The organism is Streptomyces sp. NBC_00193, assembly GCF_026342735.1.
Lineage (GTDB): Bacteria > Actinomycetota > Actinomycetes > Streptomycetales > Streptomycetaceae > Streptomyces > Streptomyces stoeckheimensis.
Genome location: NZ_JAPEMM010000001.1, coordinates 139,082 through 158,273 on the forward strand (window position 1 = coordinate 139,082; position 19,192 = coordinate 158,273).

At 68.0% G+C, this 19,192-nt stretch carries 19 protein-coding genes and 1 pseudogene; 13 read left to right on the top strand and 7 right to left on the bottom strand.

Features of this window, described 5'->3' with window-relative positions; all coding sequences use genetic code 11:
- Window positions 1-161: 161 nt before the first annotated feature.
- Together OG898_RS00610 and OG898_RS00615 are read left to right on the top strand one after the other, a co-directional pair.
- Window positions 162-1,607: a cellulose binding domain-containing protein gene (locus tag OG898_RS00610; RefSeq protein ID WP_266954269.1), complete on the top strand. Its 1,446-nt coding sequence runs from the start codon at window positions 162-164 to the stop codon at window positions 1,605-1,607.
- 261 nt (window positions 1,608-1,868) lie between these two features.
- A pseudogene (locus OG898_RS00615) lies at window positions 1,869-2,107 on the top strand (CorA family divalent cation transporter); the annotation flags it as partial.
- 1,031 nt (window positions 2,108-3,138) lie between these two features.
- Here OG898_RS00615 and OG898_RS00620 read toward each other — a convergent pair.
- The 5 genes from OG898_RS00620 to OG898_RS00635 all read right to left on the bottom strand — a co-directional run bounded on the left by OG898_RS00620 (window position 3,139) and on the right by OG898_RS00635 (window position 5,591).
- Window positions 3,139-3,660 carry a hypothetical protein gene (locus OG898_RS00620; protein ID WP_250740611.1) on the bottom strand — a complete coding sequence of 174 codons (522 nt, stop codon included), beginning with the start codon at window positions 3,658-3,660 and terminating at the stop codon, window positions 3,139-3,141.
- 287 nt (window positions 3,661-3,947) lie between these two features.
- A complete protein-coding gene (locus OG898_RS00625) occupies window positions 3,948-4,226 on the bottom strand; it encodes a hypothetical protein (RefSeq protein ID WP_266954272.1) in 279 nt (92 codons plus the stop codon).
- A 181-nt stretch (window positions 4,227-4,407) separates the two neighbouring features.
- Entirely contained in the window at window positions 4,408-4,866 is a 459-nt protein-coding gene (locus tag OG898_RS00630; protein WP_266954274.1) for a hypothetical protein, read from the bottom strand.
- 10 nt (window positions 4,867-4,876) lie between these two features.
- Complete coding sequence (locus OG898_RS36370) at window positions 4,877-5,077, bottom strand: hypothetical protein (RefSeq protein WP_353962662.1); 201 nt, start codon at window positions 5,075-5,077, stop codon at window positions 4,877-4,879.
- Window positions 5,070-5,591 carry a hypothetical protein gene (locus tag OG898_RS00635; protein ID WP_266954277.1) on the bottom strand — a complete coding sequence of 174 codons (522 nt, stop codon included), beginning with the start codon at window positions 5,589-5,591 and terminating at the stop codon, window positions 5,070-5,072. The genes OG898_RS36370 and OG898_RS00635 overlap by 8 nt, the downstream gene beginning before the upstream one ends.
- An 18-nt stretch (window positions 5,592-5,609) precedes the next feature.
- Here OG898_RS00635 and OG898_RS00640 point away from each other — a divergent pair, with 18 nt between their 5' ends.
- The 5 genes from OG898_RS00640 to OG898_RS00660 all read left to right on the top strand — a co-directional run bounded on the left by OG898_RS00640 (window position 5,610) and on the right by OG898_RS00660 (window position 11,186).
- Complete coding sequence (locus tag OG898_RS00640) at window positions 5,610-6,035, top strand: SMI1/KNR4 family protein (protein ID WP_250740652.1); 426 nt, start codon at window positions 5,610-5,612, stop codon at window positions 6,033-6,035.
- A 1,618-nt stretch (window positions 6,036-7,653) separates the two neighbouring features.
- Window positions 7,654-8,322, top strand: a complete 669-nt coding sequence (locus OG898_RS00645; protein ID WP_266954279.1) for a TetR/AcrR family transcriptional regulator — start codon at window positions 7,654-7,656, stop codon at window positions 8,320-8,322.
- A 587-nt stretch (window positions 8,323-8,909) separates the two neighbouring features.
- Window positions 8,910-9,779: a cytochrome P450 gene (locus tag OG898_RS00650; RefSeq protein WP_308313406.1), complete on the top strand. Its 870-nt coding sequence runs from the start codon at window positions 8,910-8,912 to the stop codon at window positions 9,777-9,779.
- Between the two features lie 45 nt (window positions 9,780-9,824).
- Entirely contained in the window at window positions 9,825-10,586 is a 762-nt protein-coding gene (locus OG898_RS00655; protein ID WP_250740619.1) for an enoyl-CoA hydratase/isomerase family protein, read from the top strand.
- Window positions 10,587-10,775: 189 nt separating this feature from the next.
- Window positions 10,776-11,186, top strand: a complete 411-nt coding sequence (locus OG898_RS00660; RefSeq protein WP_266954282.1) for a hypothetical protein — start codon at window positions 10,776-10,778, stop codon at window positions 11,184-11,186.
- Between the two features lie 12 nt (window positions 11,187-11,198).
- On the opposite strand, the gene OG898_RS00665 is transcribed toward OG898_RS00660, so the two are convergent.
- The gene (locus tag OG898_RS00665) at window positions 11,199-11,600 is read right to left on the bottom strand and encodes a hypothetical protein (RefSeq protein WP_266954284.1); all 402 of its coding nucleotides are present in this window, start codon (window positions 11,598-11,600) and stop codon (window positions 11,199-11,201) included.
- Window positions 11,601-11,773: 173 nt separating this feature from the next.
- On the opposite strand from OG898_RS00665, the gene OG898_RS00670 reads away from it, so the two are divergent.
- A complete protein-coding gene (locus OG898_RS00670) occupies window positions 11,774-12,859 on the top strand; it encodes an IS630 family transposase (protein WP_266954286.1) in 1,086 nt (361 codons plus the stop codon).
- Here the strand turns inward: OG898_RS00670 and OG898_RS00675 are convergent.
- Window positions 12,856-13,479, bottom strand: coding sequence for a hypothetical protein (locus OG898_RS00675; protein ID WP_266954288.1), 624 nt, complete (start codon window positions 13,477-13,479; stop codon window positions 12,856-12,858). The genes OG898_RS00670 and OG898_RS00675 overlap by 4 nt on opposite strands.
- Window positions 13,480-14,569: 1,090 nt before the next feature.
- On the opposite strand from OG898_RS00675, the gene OG898_RS00680 reads away from it, so the two are divergent.
- From OG898_RS00680 to OG898_RS00700, 5 genes are read left to right on the top strand one after another with little or no spacing between them, the layout of a single operon-like run.
- Window positions 14,570-15,829 (top strand): ATP-binding protein, encoded by a 1,260-nt coding sequence (locus OG898_RS00680; RefSeq protein ID WP_266954290.1) that lies wholly within the window; start codon window positions 14,570-14,572, stop codon window positions 15,827-15,829.
- Window positions 15,826-16,686: a roadblock/LC7 domain-containing protein gene (locus tag OG898_RS00685; RefSeq protein ID WP_250744231.1), complete on the top strand. Its 861-nt coding sequence runs from the start codon at window positions 15,826-15,828 to the stop codon at window positions 16,684-16,686. Before OG898_RS00680 ends, OG898_RS00685 begins: the two co-directional genes overlap by 4 nt.
- On the top strand, window positions 16,679-17,071 hold the full coding sequence (locus tag OG898_RS00690; protein ID WP_250744230.1) for a DUF742 domain-containing protein: 393 nt from the start codon (window positions 16,679-16,681) through the stop codon (window positions 17,069-17,071). The genes OG898_RS00685 and OG898_RS00690 overlap by 8 nt, the downstream gene beginning before the upstream one ends.
- 3 nt (window positions 17,072-17,074) lie before the next feature.
- The gene (locus tag OG898_RS00695) at window positions 17,075-17,635 is read left to right on the top strand and encodes an ATP/GTP-binding protein (RefSeq protein ID WP_250744229.1); all 561 of its coding nucleotides are present in this window, start codon (window positions 17,075-17,077) and stop codon (window positions 17,633-17,635) included.
- A gap of 10 nt (window positions 17,636-17,645) precedes the next feature.
- The gene (locus OG898_RS00700) at window positions 17,646-19,061 is read left to right on the top strand and encodes a cytochrome P450 (protein ID WP_266954294.1); all 1,416 of its coding nucleotides are present in this window, start codon (window positions 17,646-17,648) and stop codon (window positions 19,059-19,061) included.
- The last annotated feature ends 131 nt before the right edge of the window (window positions 19,062-19,192 follow it).

Consider the following 19,192-nt stretch of genomic DNA (forward strand, 5'->3'; position numbering starts at 1 on the left):
AGCGGCTGTCCGGTCGGAGTGCGAGGGGTTGACGCCAGCATTGGTCTATGCCAATTTCTCCTCGGCGCATGATCAGCCTTTCCCCACACGGGTGTTGAAGCAACCGACCTCACCCTCGGCACCATGCCGCCTTCCCCCATCACCTCCCCGAGAGGAACCCCATGCGCAACGGAACCAGCCGCCGGGAGCCCGGCATGCGCACCGCGCTCGCCGCCGCCACCGCCGTGATCGGTCTCGGCGCCACCGCGCTGACCGCCCTCCCGGCCGCCGCCGCGGAAGAGAGCGTCGCCGTCCGGTACCGGCACGGCGGCGCGGGCAGCGACCAGGCGGCGCCCTGGTTCACCGTGGTCAACACCGGGACGACAAGCGTCCCGTTGAGCCGGGTCAAGCTGCGCTACTACTTCAAGGCCGACCCCGGCGCCTCGTACAGCTACGCGTGCGACTGGGCCGTCAAGGGCTGCACGCATCTGACGGGTACGTTCGGCACACCGGCCAACCCCACCGCCACGGCGGACCGGTACCTGGAGGTCGGGTTCACGGCAGCGGCGGGCTCCCTGACACCGGGCGCCGACACCGGAGACGTACAACTGCGCTTCCACCGCTCCGACTGGCAGCCGTCCGACCAGTCCGACGACTACTCCTTCGGACCCGCGCAGACCACGTACGGAAACTGGACCAAGGTCACCGCCACCATCGATGGCGTCCAGGTCTGGGGCACCGCCCCGACCGGCGACGAGGCCACGCCGACCCCGACGCCGACCGGCCCGTCCCCCACGACTCCGACCACTCCTCCGGTCGAACAAGGCGTCCTCTTCGACGACTTCGACTACGCCGGCCACACCGATCCGGCGATCACCACCCACGGCTGGACCATCCGCTCCGGCGGAGGCGGCCCCGGCGTCGGCGACGCGACCTGGGCGCCCGAGAACGTCACCTTCGCCAAAGAGGGCACGAACTCCGTCATGACGCTGCGCACGTCGACCGCGGGATCCGGCACGTCGACCCGTCAGACCGAAGTGCACACCGCAGCCCGGAAGTTCAAGAACGGAACCTACGCCGCCCGGGTGCGCTTCACGGACACCCCGACCAGCGGCCCGGACGGCGACCACCTGGTCCAGAGCTTCTTCACCATCAACGACCTCACCGCACCCATGGCGGACGACTACGCCGAGTACGACTTCGAGTACCTCCCCAACGGCGGCTGGGGCGAGACGGTGAACGTCCTCTACACCACCTCCTGGGAGACCTTCCGGCCCGACCCCTGGGAGGCCGTCAACCAGCACACCGAGACCCGCGCGAGCCAGGCCGGCTGGCACGACCTCGTCCTGACCATCGACGACACGGCGCTCGTCTACTACATCGACGGCAAGGAGTTCGCCCGGCACGACGCCCGCTACCTGCCCGAGCGGCCCGTGTCGATCCACTTCAACCAGTGGCTGATCGACCTCGCCGGACTGAGCTCCACGGCCACCCGTGCCTACGAGGAGCAGATCGACTACCTGCTCCACGTGAAGGACCAGGTCCTCACCCCCGCCCAAGTGGCGGCGCGGGTCGCCGCGTACCGCTCGAACGGGACGGCCTTCGAGGACTCCGTTCCGGCCTCCTGAACGACCGGCGGGTGCGGGGCCACGGCGATACCCGCCCCGTCCCGGCCTGCCGTCCGAGTACAGCGACGAACGCTGGGGCCCAACGATGGATCGCGGTGTCGTCGGCGACAGGCACGGTGGCAGTCTCGGCACTGCCCTCGGGAAGCAGTGCTCGCTGGGAGGATCCGGGGAGAATGAAGTCGCTCTGGGGAGCGGCCGAGGAGAATCGACCGCGTAAATCGGCATCACCATGAAAGCTCGGGGAACAAGCAAAGTTGCAGGTCAGCGCACCTGATTCGACCATCCGCCCAGGTCAGAGCGTTGAGGGTGACGACTTCAAGAAGATTTCTGCCTGGGCGGCAATTCTCTTTGCACCCACACTCGTTGGAACCATCTACGGCATGAACTTCGACCAGATGCCTGAGTTGAGCTGGGGCCTCGGATACCCCTTCGCGGTCGGCTTGATGGGGGTGGTTTGCGTCAGTTTGTACACTATTTTCAAGCGTCGAGACTGGCTTTAGGGGTCGACCGACTCCACTCACGCCGCGCGCACGGTTCGCTTCTGCACCTCCCTCACAAACCACCCATTTGGGGCTCTGGGGGGTCCCTGGGGGGAAGTGATGCGTGTGATCTCCTCGCCCTCCCCCTGACAAGTCCCTGACCAGCGGTTTTGGCATCCAAACGAGCGCTGGGGAGAATCCGGGGAGAAACGACCGGGCTCGCGGTCTGTCAGCCGCACGTCGGAGCAACGCGGGTTACCCCTTGGCGGCGTCTGCGGAACCGGACGGCGTCGGACCACATCACGGACAGTGAGATCGGCAAAGGACGAAGCGGGGGCTCCGCGCAAAGGAGGGCGACGGACGGGCCTGGGGTTCGACAACCCCGGGATACGCAGCAACCTCTCCGGAGGCGCGGGCTCATTCGTGAGCATGGACAGCGAGCCGCCCCCAAAGCGCTCCCGACCTGCCCGGACACGCCCCTTCCGCAACGCACTTCAGGGCTGGGCCCCGATGTCGGGCCCCAGGCGTCGTGTGTCCCGCTCTGGGCGGATGGCCGGTCAGGAACGGCGCCACGAGGCCCGACAGGGTGCCGATACCGGCGACAATCCCGAAGACGGCGCCGCGCTGGGAAGGGAGGACGACCTCGGCGGTCGTCATGTAGTGGAGGGGGATGGCGATCGCGGTGCCGCCGAAGGCCAGCGCGATCAACACGAGCCGTGGACCGGACGCGTCGACGAACGGGAACGCCTCCATCGCGCACCCCGCAGAACGGAGCACGCCCCATGAACAGTAACCGCCACCCCACCCCCGCGGAACAGCACCTCGCGCATCCACCGTGCCCGCCGGTGGATCTCCCGTCGACGCAGCGCCGTACTCTCCAGCGCCCTGGGAGGCGCCGCGTACGGCATCGGCGCCTGCATCGTCGGCGCCTGCTTCTACCGGCTCCAGCAGCACACCGGCAGCATCGGCCACGGAGCGGGCCTGCGGACGCGCGTGGTCGGAAACGAGCTTGCCGCACGCCTGACCGAGACCGCGATCGGCCCGAACGACTGCTATCCGGCCGGCTGCAATGCCCAGTAGTGCGGTTCGATGGGGGCCTGCCTCACCACGATTCGGCCGGTGACGCCGGGATCGTCCACGACCTTTCCGTACGAGGGTGAGAAGTCGCCGGGTGTGTGCTCGATGTCGGCCCACACCACGCTGCCGGGCCCGTCGGATCCGTAGGAGACGGTCCACTCGGCGTACCTGTCACCGCAGTTGGTGACCGACACGCTGTGGTACGACGTCACCTTCATGCAGGTGCGCGGGTCCGAGCCCGACGGGGAGACTTCCATCATTCCGTCGGAGCGTCGCAGCACCTGCCAGTTCGCCGAGGTGGACGCGGTCTCCGCACAGTCGCCCAGCGACACCACGCCGATACTCGCGTGTGACTTGGGCCAGACCAGACACTTGCCGTCCGTGAGAGCCGCGAACCGGTAGACCCCGTCGACGAGCGGGGCAGCGTGGGCGGGTTGCGCGAGGGCCGCGGTGGCCGCGAGCGCGGCGGCCGTGACGGCGATGACGCGTGAACGCATGGGGTGAGACTCCTCGAACAGCCGTGGTCGATCCGATCACACGGCACAGACGCGGTGGAAAGCAGCCGCCGCCGGAGACGGCGGCGGCACTGATCCTGGAACACCGGTTCCGCCGGCGGGGGCTTGCGGCGGCGGCTGCCACTCGTCTGGCCGAACCGTGTCATCCGATGGCATGGCGGTTCGGGATGCGGCCTCGCCGCCGAGAACTCCGTGATCACTAGCAGGGGGATAGATGCCGCCCTGTATGCGTCAGGCCGTCAGGCCCGCCACGTTCAGGGTGTGGGCCATCAGGGGATCGCAGGAGCGGGGTCCAGGGTGTGGCCGTCCAGGGGAACCATCACCTTCATTGTCTCCTCCGCCGCGCCGATGAACAGCGCCGGGCGCAGTGCGGTGGTATCCCTGCGGCCGCGCGCGGCGTTGTGGACGGCATGAGGCTGGCGGATCGGGCGGCGCCCGGCGTCGAAGAGCCGGCCGATCAGGTGGTGGAGGCGGCAGTCTCCATCACCGTGGACAGGGTCGGTGGACAGGAGGCATCTGGTCGTGGGGTTGTAGAAGCGGGCGCCCATGGGGACGAGGCCGGTGAGGGCTTTGGAGTGTTGTCTGGCACCGAGCCAGCCCGGCTCGGCCGGCCCTCTACCAGACGTACCTGTTGACCTTCGACCTTGACCAAACACATAGGGGCACCCCCGCTGGGAGCTCGTACGGGTGAACCGGGCCTTCAACTCCGCCCGGCCGAGCCCTGAAGCCCTACGGTGTGGCCTCGACTGACAGGGCGGATACGCAAGGAGACGTACTGCATATGGAAAACAGCGCGTCTTCTCCGAATCGTTCCAGGATCATTCTCGCGTGCGAGGTCAGCTCGGCCTCTCGCGCATCGAAATCCGGAATATCCTGTGTTTGGAACCATTCGCCTTGGAGAGTGACCAGGATTTGTTCGGCGCCCCTCCTGGACACACGGAAGGCGGTGCTGAAGTCCCTTGGCGTGACAGCACTGAACGGGCTGTCCGGGCCGGTGCCGTAGTCGCCCCCTCCCGGTGCCGCGGCAACCTTTGACCAGCCACGCGGACCGTCCGTCCGCAGCTGCATGACGTCGAGGGCGTCCAGGCGCCAGTCATCGCGCCGCCGCGCCCCCACGGCCGCGAACATGCCCTCTCCGAAAAGGGCCCGCAGGGAACGGCTCCACGAGGTGGCGTCCATCTGAGCCACGGGCCTTACCTCAGTTCTCCAAGTGCGCACTACGGGTGTTGGGTCTCAGAACGACCCACACATTGGTGACGTCACGCGCGGCGGTGTCGCCCCGGTCCCACGACCTTCCCACGACGTCGTTCGTCGTCAGGAGGAGCGAGCGTGACGAGTTGGGTCCGGGGTTACCCGCGAGCCAATTATCGATCTTCCTCTGATTGTCCGGTTCATCCAGAGCCGCCTGAGTATACCGCTGCGCGTCTGCAAGGCTCCCGAACGCAGAAAGCGGCCTCGGGCCGGATGCCGGAAGGCCTCACGATCTGCTGATCCCTCAGCCTTTGTTCCAGTTCCTCATCCGTCTTGCCCACATGCTTGTCCACCACATGGGACCCGAGAATGCCCTCCTGGTTCGCGAGGTCGATCGGGTATTTGTGATTGCTTTCGTCGTCCCCGGCCACCGTGTAGAGCGGATCGTTCTCGAAATCGGTCAGAGCTCGGGCACCGAAGGACTCCGCCCGCGCCGACTCGGCCCGGAACGCGGGAGCACGGAGATATGCCTCATCCAGGGCTTCGTGCAGTTTGTTGAGCCCCGCAACCTGTCGGTGCACGCGGTTGTTGTACGCCTCGACCGCCGCGTTCATCGCCTCCTCGTCCACCTCAGGGGAGAAGCCGGCCGCGAAACCCCTCCCCATCTTGAGGAGTCCCTTGCTGAAGCTCCTGACGTCGCAGGTCTTGACCATCACGTCCATGACGGGGTGGCTGCCGGCCTGACCTGGCTGCGCGGAGTCGTGTTTCCACTCGTAGCCCTCACGACTCTGGCCCCAAGCGAACTGGACGGCAACGACTTCCGCGTGTTCGGGCTGGACGGTACGGGTGGGTACGCCGCGGTCTGGCTCATCCGCCCGAGCCGACCATTGGCCGAGCAGCCCGTGGTCTTCCTCGGCTCCGAGGGCGAGACCGGTGTCGTAGCCCGCGATCTGCGCGACTTCCTGTGGCTGCTGGCCGACGGCTTCGGCCCCTGGGAAGCCGCCACCTCGTACGAACCCGACTGGCAGGCGCACCCCAACCCGGAGTTGGCTGCCATCGCCGAAGGCTTCGCACCGCACCAGCGCCGGTCGGCGGCAGCCGTGATCGAGCTGGCGGCCCGGGAGTTCCCCGACTTCGACGACACCATCATGGAGCTCTGCCGCTGAACCCGGCGCCGTAACCTGCATTCCCAGCCGGGATCAGGGGAATGGCGGAACGCTCAAGCCACCGCGCCCTTCTGCCGCGTTCGAGCATCGCTGGAGCCTCTGGCCATGAAACGGCCCTGGGAGTGTCCCGGCCGGACGCAGAAGCTCGAATCCACGAGGCACGGCCCCGATGCTGCCGCGAGAGGAGAGCAAGCCCTCAGGTACGTGCTCGGGCGCCGTGCCGAGCAGTGCGTCGATGGCTGCGCGTCCCCTGCCGTCGGCCTCCGGTATGGAGTGGTCGTAGTGGTCGAGGGTGATGGTCGGGCTTGAGTGACCGAGTCACCGGGCGAGCGTGACGATGGACTCGCCCGCTGCGAGGAGGACTGCGGCGTGCGTGTGCCGGAGCATGTGGAAACCGTCCTTGCGCGAAGCCTTCCATAGCGCGCCCTTCCCCCCACGGGAATGACTCCGGCCGCGGCGAGGGCCGGCTTCCAGGCCTCGTCACCGCCGGATGGTCGAGGAAGTACGCGGCCAGTTCCGTGGCCACCGAACGGGGCATGTCGACGGTGCGCGTACCTCCCTCTCCGCGTCGTCCACCGCGACCAGTACGTAGGGTCCCCCGCTACCCATGTCCCGTCACCTGCAAAAGCGTTGCTGGCGGCTGGCCGATCGGTGCGGATTCGAGCCCGTCGTGCGTACCGGATCTTTGGGGCGCGATCCTGTCGTCGAGGTCGGCGAGCACCAGAGTCAGACGCGTGGGCCCCGAAGGCCTTCAGTGGCCACGAGGTCTACGCGACCAGCCTGTGTCCCTGGAGGCCACGACGCGGATCGGGGTGGCGCAGTGCACGTATCGCTCCTTTGTGGTGAACCAGGTCGGCATCTGAGCCCCGACCCAGTTGGGCATGTCCTTGAGGTAGGCATCGCGGGGCGCAGTTGGGCGTCCCGGCGGATGGCAGCCGATCCGTGGCGCCGGTGTCGACACCGCAGGTCCTGCTCGCCTCTCGACAGACAACCCGGTCCGCTGGGAGACCACTTGGTCTGTTTGCTTCATCTGCCTCCAGTTGAGGTGAATGCCCCCGCTCAAGGCTTTCGATGGAGCCCGCATCCCGCTCTCCACCCGCCTTGACCCGACTCGAGTGTCGGCCTGGACAGCCGATGCCGCCAAGGAGACTCAACCCCTTACGGGAGTGATGTCCCCTTTATCTGGATGCCTATCAGGCTCACAGCAGACCAGTTGGTCTGTTCAGCTGGCGCTAATTTTGGGACGCTGGTTGCGCATGCGTCAAGCGGAATCGACCCACGGATGCGCGGCGGGGGGCCAGTTGCCCACCTGTGCGACCAAATGAGAGGGCCCCGGAAGCGCGCGGCCGACCCGCTCGGAGGAAGCGTCATGAGGAAGCCTCGACGAGCCGTAAACGGCATGATTCCGGCAAACGTGACACAAGATGCCATCCGTGAGCGGATCGAGGCTTACGCGATCTGCTCAGGCTGTGAGAGTCTCGCTTTCGGCTTGGGGATCACGCGTGAGCTCGTCCACGGCGGAACCGTTCTCTGACGGGTGCGGGGCGAGTATCACGCGGGTAGGAAATCGCCGGATATTCATCCGAGTACCCAAGTGACGACGGAAGGGGTTGGAAAAGTGCCCGAGGCACACAAGCTGTCCAGGGCGCAGTCGGACCGCGCCAAGTGGACATACGGAAAGATCCTTGACGCGGCCGGCCTTGTATTCGAGCGGAATGGATACGAGGGGGCGTCGGTCAATGAGATCATCCGAGTTGCAGCCGTAACCAAGGGTGCCTTCTATTTTCACTTCCGGTCGAAGAAGGACCTCGCGGTGGCGATCCTGGAATCGACTCTTCAGGTCGACGGGCTCATCCCGCAGGAGATCAAGCTTCAAGAGGTGGTCGACGCCGGATTGATCCTGAGTCACAGGATCTCTCGGGACCCGAAAATCATGGCTGCATTGCGCCTGTCGCTGACCCATGAGGCGCGAGACGTGTACGGAACCCCCTGGCCTGAATGGATCAAATTCAACACCGCCCAGCTGAACGAAGCCCAACGACGGGGTGAGATCGGCTGCGATGTGAAGACTGCCGACCAGGCGCACCAGATCTCCGGTACGTGGTCAGGCCTCGTTCTGACAGGTCACTCCATCTACGGGAACCTCGACGGTCTCGAAGAACGGATTGCGACGATGTACGAGAACCTCATGATCGTCATCGCGCATCCGCGGATATTCAAGCAAATCGACTACTCGCCCACTCGAGGCCGGGACCTCTATCAGGCCTTCCTCGACCAGCGGCCCTGAGGGCCTGAGGAGCTGAGGGGCTTTCGTTAACGCGCGTGAACCCGGGGCGTTTTGCGCCGTCTGTTCACAAAAGCGGTGATCCTTCGGACGCTCAAATGCGCGGTGCGGCACAGATCGGTGTGGGGAAACTCTCCTTTTTGCGTGGACGTTCAACGGTGAGGGTAGGCAGCGCTGGCCATCACTGTTCGATCTTGCAAGAAAGAGTTGTCTTGAACACTTCCACGGCCACTGTCGGCGTCGACCGGCGGGCGTTGACGGCTATTTTTTCTCGGCTGAGAACAGAGGCGGGACAGTCGGATCCATTGCCGATCTATCGGCAACTCGCGAACATGGGAGAGCCCATCCCGGCGCCATGGGGCGGATACATTGTCACGTCCTACGAACTATGCGACCAGATCCTTCGCGACAAGGCTTGGAGCGTTCCCGACGCCGACTGGCGGACAAGCCACTCGGCTCGATGGAATTCACCCGCCTCGCAGCAGATGGCCGCGTCCCTTCCGATGCTCAACCCGCCCCAGCACACGAGGGAACGGCGGTCTTTGGGGAGCCTCTTCCCGCACAGCTCACTCGCAGTCCTTCGTCCGTCCGTGGAGCGGGCCGTCGACCGGCTGCTCACCGACTTCACGGACCAACTGCGCCACGGGCCCGCCGATTTCCACACGCTCGTCAGCGAAGAACTGCCCATCATCACCATCGGCGAGTGGATGGGGATACCCGCCGCCGACTACGGACTCCTGCGCTCCCTGACGCATGACCAGGTTTTCGCGCAGGAGCTCTTCCCCACACCGAGCCAGCTGGCCCTCTCCGATAGCGCCACGAGAGAACTGCGAGCCTACTTCGCCGAGTTGATCCGTGCACGCCGTAAGAATCCGGGGAACGACCCGGTTTCGGCGTGGCTTCGGGCCTGGGATGCGCTCGAACCCGACCGGGACCGCGCCGACAAAGCCGTTCACGCTCTCGCGCTCTTCATGATTCTCGCGGCACTGGAGACGACCTCGCATGTCCTGTCCACGTCGGTGCGCCTGCTCCTCGAACACCCCGAGCATCTGGAGTCACTGCGCCGTGACCCCGAACTCATCCCGGACGCCGTCGATGAAGTACTGCGCTACGACGCCCCCATCCACATGATCAGCCGTGTGGCCTCGACCGAGACCCGGATCGGAGACACCCTGGTGCCGGCCGGCCAGATGGTGCAGCTCATGGTGGGGGCCGCCCATCACGATCCCGCGCGCTACCCCGACCCCCACCGTTTCAGCCTCCGCCGCGGAGCGTCCCACCTGGCCTTCGGAGCAGGAATCCACTACTGCGCAGGCAACGCCCTGGCCCGGCTGGAAGCCGTCACCCTGCTGACCTCACTCCTCGGTCGCTCGATACGGCCGCGCCTGAGCGGGCCCACGCGATGGGCGCCCCGCGTAGCCTTCCGACGGATCACGTCCCTGCAACTCGCCCTGACCTGACCGCCTGACCTGACCGCCCACTCGAGAAACGAGACAAAGCCCCACATGCTCACGGACTTCAAAGCCCTCCAGGTGACCGACGAAGGGCCCATCCTCAGGGTGCAGCTCAACCGCCCCGAGACGGGCAACAGCGTCGACGGCCAGATGCTCAGCGAACTGCTGGTGGTCCTGCGCGCCCTGGAGGACGACAGCACCGTCCGCGTGATGGTGCTGTCCGGTGCGGGAGACCATTTCTGCCAGGGAGGTGACCGCGCGGAGTTCCCCGCACTGCTGGAGAGAGACCCGTCCGGCTCCGAGCTGAGGTCCCTCGCCGACAAGGCCCAGCGGGTGTGCTCGACGCTCTCGCAACTGAGAATCGTGACCATCGCCCGCCTCCACGGCGATGTCATAGGCGCCGGCCTCGGCCTCGCGGTCTTCTGCGATCTGCGCGTCGGAGCAGACACCAGCCGGTTCCGGATGCCCGAGGTCGGCCTCGGAGTCCCGCCCGCCTGGGGCGGCGTCCTTCCCCGTCTCGCGGAAGAGGCCGGGCAGGCCTGGGTTCGCCGGCTCCTGCTCACGGCCGAGCCGTTCGACGCCGCCAGGGCGGAGCAACTGTCCATCCTGCACGAGGTGGTGCCTGCAGCTGATCTCGACGCTGCCGTCGCGCGCTGGGCGAAGCCGATCATTCGTCGTGACCCGACCACCGTGCGGATCACGAAGAGCATGCTGAACGCGCGCGCAGGCGCAACTCAGCTTGCCGTCGCCTCGCACTTCGACGACGAGCTGCTGACGGCCGCCGTCGCGAGGCGGGCGTTGCATCGGCGGTAGCGGCAGGCAGGTCCGCTGCCGGCGGAAGGCCCTCGGGGACGCGGGACTTCATCGGCCTGTGCGCCATCGGCCTGTGCACCATCGGCCTCTCCAGGAAGCGTCCCGACGAGGGCACCGGGCACAAGGGCGTCGGCTTCGAGAGCGAACCCCGGTGTCCGGCCGGCCGGGGCGTCGAGCAGAATCGGATCCATGTCCAACGCCCCCGAGAACGCCCGGCCCGAGAGCCCGACGGACGCCGAGCGGTTCACGGCGCCGCTCGTCACGAACATGCCGATGGCCGGAGACTTCAGTTACGAGGCCATCCAGCGGCTGGGGAATCCGGTGCCGATGCTCGTGATCAACGACGGGACCGAGCTCCTCGAGCTGATGCTCGAACCGTTCGGGCAGGACTACTGGCTGCGGCCGGGTGAGTCGTTCGTGGTCACCTCCTACGGGGAATGGTCCGACCACCCGTTCGAGACGATCCACGAGCCGGACCTCATCACCGTCTGGGCCACGTCCTGGTTCGCGACCGTCTCCTTCCGGAACGGGGACGAGGTCCCCGGCGGATACCAGCGGCCCGACGGCGAGCATCCGGTCGTGTCCGGCCCCGAGGCGTGAGCGTACGGGGGATCAGGTGGCCGGGGGCGGGATCGCCCGGCCGCGGCGGCGGCTCCGTGCGAAGCGCAGCAGGCGGGTGGCCCCGTAGCCGAGCAGCCAGGGCAGCAGCGTGATGCCTCCGACGTACACGGCCAGGTAGCCGAGGAACTCGTAGAGCTGCTCCGGGGCCTCCAGCGCGCCGTCGACCCGTCTCGGGCGGTCCCACCGGCTCAGTGGGAACGTCATGACGGACGCCGAAGTCAGCACCGGCACCAGGGGCACGAGCACCGACCACAGCCGGGCCCGCCGGCCGGGCGCGGAGGCGCACCACGACCCCAGGCCGAGCATGACGAACGGCCCGAGCGGCACCCACAGCACTGCCGGGAACAGCAGCAGCACCCACCACTCGTCCGAGTACCCGAACATCATCGCCATCGCCCCCTGTTCTCGCCTGCCCCTGGCGATCTCCTCCCCCGCCGGAGCACCACGGATGCCTAGACGGCCTAGTGATCTGGTTTTGAGTTGTGGGCTCGCCCCATGAGTCGTGTTCTGTTTCAGATCCTGGGTTTTGCCTGACAGGGCCGGTTTTGGTCCGGTGTCCTGACGGCATGGGCGATACCAGGCTGCCACCCGTGGTGCTGTCGGAGGACGAGCGGCTGACGTTGGAGAGCTGGGCCAGGCGGCGTTCGACGGCGCAGGGCCTGGCCCAGCGCGCGCAGATCGTGCTGGCGTGCGCGCGAGGGTGGAACAACACCGTGGTGGCCGCACGGCTGAACACAGAGCGCAAAACGGTGGCCAGATGGCGGACGCGGTTCCTGCGGGACCGACTGGACGGCCTGTCCGACGAGCCGCGGCCCGGGGTGCCGCGGACCATCACCGACGCCCAGGTGGAAGAGGTGGTGGTCCGCACCCTCGAGCAGACACCCGCGGGCGGGACGCACTGGTCGAAGCGGGAGCTCGCCAAGGTCGTGGGGATCTCGCCCGCGAGTGTGCTGCGGATCTGGCACGCCTTCGGCTTGCAGCCGTGGCGGACCGAGACCTTCAAGATCTCCCCGGACCCTCTGCTGATCGACAAGATCCGTGATGTCGTCGGCCTCTACCTCGCCCCGCCGGCCAACGCGGCGGTGTTCGCGGTGGACGAGAAACCCCAGATCCAGGCCCTGGAGCGGACCGCGCCGGTGCTGCCGATGCTACCCGGAGTCCCCGAACGGCGGACCTTCGACTACGTCCGCCACGGCACCGTCGACCTGTTCGCCGCCCTGAACACCGCCACCGGCAAGGTGATCACGAAACTGTCCGCGCGGCACCGGGCCGTGGACTTCCGTGATTTCCTCGACGAGATCGACCGCCAGACCGATCCGTGCCTGGCGGTCCACGTCATCTGCGACAACCTTTCCGCCCACAAGGCACCGGTGGTGCACCAGTGGCTGCTGGCGCATCCCCGGTTCCAGCTGCACTTCACGCCGACGTATTCGTCGTGGATCAACCAGGTCGAGCGGTGGTCCGCCGAACTGGAACGACGCTGCCTCGAACGCGGCGTGTTCTGCTCACTCGACGACCTCAAGACCGCACTCGAGGGCTGGATCGAGGTCTGGAACGACGAGGCCAGGCCCTTCAAGTGGACCAAGACCGCCGACCAGATCCTCGACCGAATCTGCCGCTACTGCGACAGGATCTCCAAACCAGATCACTAGGCAAGGTGGTCCAGTAGCCAGGAGGTCTGCGCGGCGGGGATCAGCAGGCCTCCCGGGTCCGCGGGGGCGGTGGTGGTGTCGTCGAAGTCCTCGTCGCCCAGGTCGCCGGCGACGTCACCGGCGACCAGCTTGAGCTTCTGCGGCAACCGCGGCCAACCGCCCAGTACCGCGAGCTCGGTGTGCTCCTCCGGGGAAGGCGCCGTCCCGTTGAAGGAGAAGTACGTTCCGGCGCGGTGGTCCTCCTGGCGGTACTCCGTCGCGGCGAGTGCGTAGCGGACCGCCAGCGCTCCCCGGCCGATGCCGCCCACGGCGAGGGGGGCGTTGCCGGTCTGCTCGGCCGTCGTGCGCCGGAGGGCGTCCACGACCGTGTCCGCCAGGTCGGACAGGGGGGCGGCGCCGTCGTCGAAGCCGATCAGGATCAGGTCGTGGCCACGGGCGCGCACCGCGTCGCCGAACGAGTCGGTGGTGGCATGGAGGCGGGCCTGGAGCGCGTCCAGGTCCGTCGCCCCGGGGCCGGCCTTGCTGAACAGGAGGAGCGGCTTGACGATGCCCTCGTCGCCCGCGAGAAGGAGTCGCGCGGTTCCGGCGTCGAGCTTCCACTCCTGGTCCGACGATGCCACGGGTCCTCCAGGGGGCGGGTTCACGGAGATGCGGAGATGCGGGGACGTGGTCGCCGCGTCGGCGCCCGAGCCAAGGGAAGCGGCACGGCCACGGCCGGCGAAAGAGCGAAATCAAGCCGTTGGGCCGAGAGTCGATCACGAGCCGATCCCGCTGCCGGGAGCGGACACCGCCTGCGGGAACGGGCCCGCGCACCCGCTCTGCGCCGGGCGCGGAACCGGCCAACCGGCCTGCTCCGCCGTTCCACTTGGCCCGCGAAGCCGGCCGGGTCGAGGGGAACGGCGGGGGCCGTCGGCGAACAGGCGCCTGTCGATGCGACGGGAAGAAGCGGCCCCGCGGATATCAGTGCTTTCAGACATCGTTCACCATGCAACAACTCGCATGCGATTCCGGCATGGAACGATTCCGGGATTGCATTGCCGCGGCTCGATCCGGGAGGCGATCCGGGATGTTTTATCCACCGGCGTTCGCGCACTCGCGGCAAGCCGCGGTGAAGGCCGCAGAGGTGTATTGCGTACCGCGGCCGGAGCGGCGACAGGCGGCGGCGACCGCGTCCTCGCAGGTGGCGACGGCCGGATCCGGGACTTCGGCAACCGGGCCGGCGCGTGGCCGGGAGGCCGGGGAACAGCGGATCCGCGGCGGCCCGTCCTCATTCCGCTTGGACTCATCACAATTCCGGGCAATATCCGCGGGAGCGCCTCGGTCCCGGCTCCCGCGGCCCGAGGTCCGAAGGATCCGGGAGCTGGGGAGATGTGAGAGATCACCGCCCCTCCCGTGAAGAACTGCTTAACGAATCGGTGTCGGGAGGGGGCTGCCGACGGCCGGTGCGGGGGCCGGAAAGGCCATGTCAACCCGCAGCCGTGGCAGTCCGGTTGGGCGGATGCGGCGCCATAGCCGACGTCCGGGGGGCCGAAGATCCGGTGATAGCATCCCGGCATCTGTGATCTTGATTCATTTAGACACAGATGCTGATTTGGATCGGCGGCATGCTCTCCGCGTAACAGCAGGTGAACCGTGCCGATCAGCTGTGTTGCGGGGCCTCGCGAGGTGTATCTGCAGCCGTCCGCATGACACGCGCCGGGAAAGGTTTCCATGAATCGAGACGCACTTGTGTGGTGCCTGATTGCGGTGGCGGCTATAGCCGTCGTCGCGGTCGTGGCACTCGTCGCGCGCACCAGAGCGCTGGCGGCGAAGAAGGAGCACACCGAGGCCGAACTGAGGCACCAGCTGCTCGCCGCGGACAGTCACCTGCACGCGTCGCGCGCCGAGTTGCAGAGGTTCCGCGTCGAGCAGGACGCCACGCTCCGCGCGGCCAAGGAAGCAGCCGAGGAGAACACCAAGGCCGTCCTCAAGGGCGCCGCCAGCCTCCTGCAGAGCCTCGCCGCCGAGCAGACGACGCTCCTCGACGGCATCCAGCGCAAGTACGGCGGACACACCGTCCTCAGCGACCTGTTGGACGTCAACCACGCCAACGCCCAGATGGCGCGCAAGGCTCAGGGCATCGCCGTCATGTGCGGTGCGCCGCTCGGCCGCCGCAACCGGCCCGCCAGCGTCTACGACGTGGTGCGCAGTGCCCAGGGCCAGATCCGCAACTTCCACCGGGTCGCCATCATGCAGCAGACCAGCCTCGCCCTGAAGGCGTCCGCGGTCGCACCCGTCGCCCTCGCCGTGGCGGAGCTGCTCGACAACGCCGCGAGCTTCTCGCAGCACGACGCGCCGATCGAGGTCACGTTCCAGCGCGTCCAGAACAACCTGTGCATCGTCATCGACGACGCCGGCGTCAGCATGAACGACGAGGAGCGGCAGCGGGCGACCGCACTGCTCTCCGGAGAAATCGCCCCCCGCCTGTCGCAGCTCGGGACCCAGCCCAGATTCGGCTTCCCCGTCATCGGCCTGATCGCGCGTCAGCACGGCTTCAAGGTCGACGTCACCGGAGTCTCCCGGTACGGCGGCGTCAGGGCCGTCGTCCTCCTGCCCGAGGAGCTGTGGACCATGGAGGAGATCCCGCCCGTCCAGCCCGTCCCGACCGCCTCGTCCGCCTCGTCCGCCACGTCTGCCTCGTCTGCCTCGTCCGTGCAGGAGGCTCCGGTCAGCGAGATCCGGCGGGCCGCCGAGAGCCGGCCCGCCCCGGGTGCGACGTCGCGCACGATGCACGGTCTGCCCAAGCGCGGCGCGCGCCAGGCGCCCATCGCGAGCGTTCCCGATCCCGACGCCACGGCGCCGGCGCCGGCGCCCCGGACCTCCGGGGAGACGGGCCGCGCCTCCGGGCGCAGCCTGGGGGCCCTCCAGCGCGGCACGCTCTCCGGCCGCAACCTTGACGCCACCTCGTTCGAAGGGCCCGAAGAGGCATGACCGCTGACCTCTCGTGGATGCTCGAGGACATCGTGCACAACGTGCCCCATGCGCGGCACGCCGTCCTGCTGTCCGCCGACGGCCTTCCCCGCGGCGCGACCGAAGGCCTGGCGGAGAAGGACGTGCGCACCATCTCGGCGGCCATGGCCGGGATGCAGTCGCTCAGCCGGGCGACGGCCCACTTCGCCGGACCGGAGGAGGACCGGCAGTGGAACCAGACCATCGTCGAGTTCTCGCACGGCTGGAGCTTCCTGATCGGGGCGGGGCAGGGCTCCTACCTCGCCGCCGCGGCCGCGCCCGATGTGGACATGCAGCAGATCTCCTTCCGCATGCACCGTCTCGTCGCCCGGTTGGGCAACAACCTCACCTCGCCGCCGCGGGTGAACGCCGAGGACGCCGGTGGTCCGCGCGGGAGCGTGCCCCGGCAGCAGGGCCCCGGTGACGCCGGATTCGTCCTGGGCGAGCTCGACCGGGTGGTCTCCGAGGTCGAGGGTGCCCGGCACGCCGTGCTGCTGGGATCGGACGGCCTTCCCCGCGGGGCGACCAAGGGGATGAGCCGGGACCTCGCGGACACGATCTCCGCGGCCATGACGGGCATCCACGCCTACAGCCGGGTCACCTCCCAGTTCGCGGGGGCCGTGGAGGAACCGGAATGGCGTCAGACGGTCATCGAGTTCCAGCACGGCTGGATCTTCCTGATGGCGGCCGGCCCCGACACCCTCCTGGCCGCCGCCGCCGAGCACGATTGCGACATCGAGCAGTTCACCACGCGTCTGCACGAGGTGGTTCCCAGACTGGCCGCACCGGCACCGGCGACGGCAACCGCGGTACCGGGGAAGGGAACTGCTCATGTCTGACGGTCGCGAGCCGGACGAAGAGCTGGAACTGACCTCTCCGTTAGTCCCCCTCTTCGTGATCACGAACGGACGGGCACTGCCCCCGGACCACGAGTACGAGCACACGACGCTCGTGACGGCGGCGGCGGACATCGGACAGGTGGCAGCCCGCACGCTGTCCCCGGAAGCGGGCCGGGTCATGGACCTGGTCGCGAACGGCTTCCTGTCCGTGGCCGAGGTGGCGGGGCACACGCACCTGCCCCTGGGCGTCGTCCGCATCCTGCTGGCGCAGTTGGAGGAGGACGAACTCATCCTCGCGAGGACACCGATACCGCGCGCCGAACGTGTCGACAGAGAACTGGTCAGCGCCGTGCTCGAGGGCCTGAAGAATCGATTCGGAGCGTAACGCGTGTACCTGGATCCAGATGTCTCCCATGCGGTGAAGATCCTCGTCGTGGGGCATTTCGGGGTCGGCAAGACCACCTGCATCGGGAGTCTCTCGGAGATCGAGCCCCTGCGGACCGAGGAGGAGATCACCGAAGCCAGTGTGGGTTTCGATGATCTGTCGGGCACGCCCGACAAGACGACCACCACCGTCGCCATGGACTTCGGCCGGCTGACCCTGAGCGACACCCTGGTGCTCTACCTCTTCGGAACGCCCGGCCAGGAGCGCTTCAAGGAGATGTGGGAGGAGCTGTCCCGGGGCGCTCTGGGCGCGCTGGTCCTCGTCGACCCTGAGCGCCTGCACGAGTCCTTCCCCGTCCTGGACCTCGTCGAGCGTTTCGGCCTGACGTACGCCATCGCCGTGAACCACTTCGAGGGCACCACGCACTACCCGCTCGACGAAGTGCACGAGGCCCTCAACCTCGCCCCCGAGACCCCGGTCGTGGAATGCGACGTACGGGACGAGAAATCCTCCGCGCGGGCCCTCATCACCCTCGTGAAACACCTCATGTCCCAACTCGGCTAGGAGCGCAGGAATGCAACAGCCACGTGACCCCCACGAGATACCTCCCGGCTGCCCCGCGCACGGGAACGTCCAGATGTACGGCCCTTCGTTCGGAGCCGACCCCGAAAGCCACTACGCACAGCTGCGCGCGTACGGTCCCAGCGCGCCCGTGGACATCGCCCCCGACGTCCAGGTCGAACTCGTCACGAGCTACGACGCCGCCCTGTACATCCTGCAGAACCCCGCCTCCTTCGTACGCGACTCCCGACGCTGGAACGCGCTGAACGAAGGCCGCGTACCGGCCGACAGCCCGGCCCTGCCGATGATGAGCTACCGCCCCAACGCCCTTCTCAGTGACGGCGCCGCACACGCCCGGCTGCGGCGGGCCGTCACGGACAGTCTCGCCACGGTCAACGAGCACCAGCTCATCCGGCAGACCCAGCAGTCCGCCAACTACCTGATCAGCCAGTTCAGTACCGACATCCGCGGCCATGCCGAGCTGATGGCCGAGTACGCCCAGCCGCTGCCCCTGCTGGTCTTCAGCGAGCTCTTCGGCTGCCCGCCCGAGATCGGCGACCGCGTGATCGCCGGGATCAGCGGCCTCTTCGAGGGAACCCCCGGGTCCGACGAGGTGCTCGGCGGGGCGCTCATGGAGCTCATCGCCCTCAAGCGGCGGCGCCCGACGGACGACCTGACGACGCGCCTGATGGAGCACTCGGCCGAGCTGAGCGACGAGGAGGTGCTGCACCAGCTGGTCACCCTGCTCTCCGGCGGCACCGCGCCGCTGGCCGCGGCCATCGGCACCAGCACCGCCCTGTACCTCGGGGAGGACTGGCAGCTCGGGCTCCCGGTCGAGGACGCGATCTCCCAGACCCTCTGGAACTACGCACCGATCTCCAACTACGCGGCCCACTACCCGACGCACGACGTCGAGCTCGGCGGCAGGGTGCTCCGGGCGAACGACCCGATCCTCATCTCGTTCGCCGCGGCCAATACCGACCCGAAGCTGACCGAGCACCGGGAACAGCTCAGCGCGAAGGCGCACTTGGCCTTCGGAGCGGGACCGCACGCCTGCCCCGCCAAGGACCCGGCCTTCATGATCGCCGTGACTGCCGTCGAGACGCTGCTCAACCAGCTTCACGACGTGGAGCTGCGCGTCCCGTTCAAGTCGCTCACCTGGGCGCCGATTCCGTGGAGCCGCTCGCTGGTCACCCTCCCGATCCGTTTCACCCCGAAGGCCGTCGCGCAGGGAGCCGGGCCGGCCGCGTCGGCCGGATCCGGCGCTTCCGCCTGGTCGGCGGGGTCGAACGGGAGCCAGGCGCCCCAGCAGCAGGCAGCCGCCCCCGCGCCCTCCCACGCCGGCCCCTCGGGTACGCACGCCGCTGCCGCGCCGCAGCCCAAGGGCGGCCTGTTCAGCCGCTTCCTGGCCTGGACCAGAGGCGAATGATCACGTTGGCTACGGCCGGTGGGCAGGCCGCCCCCGCACCGTCTCGGCCTGTTCCACCGCACCGCCCCGCTCGACCGGCACGCGGGGGCTGAGACGGCAGGGCGCCCGGGCACGTCGCCTCGGTACCATCC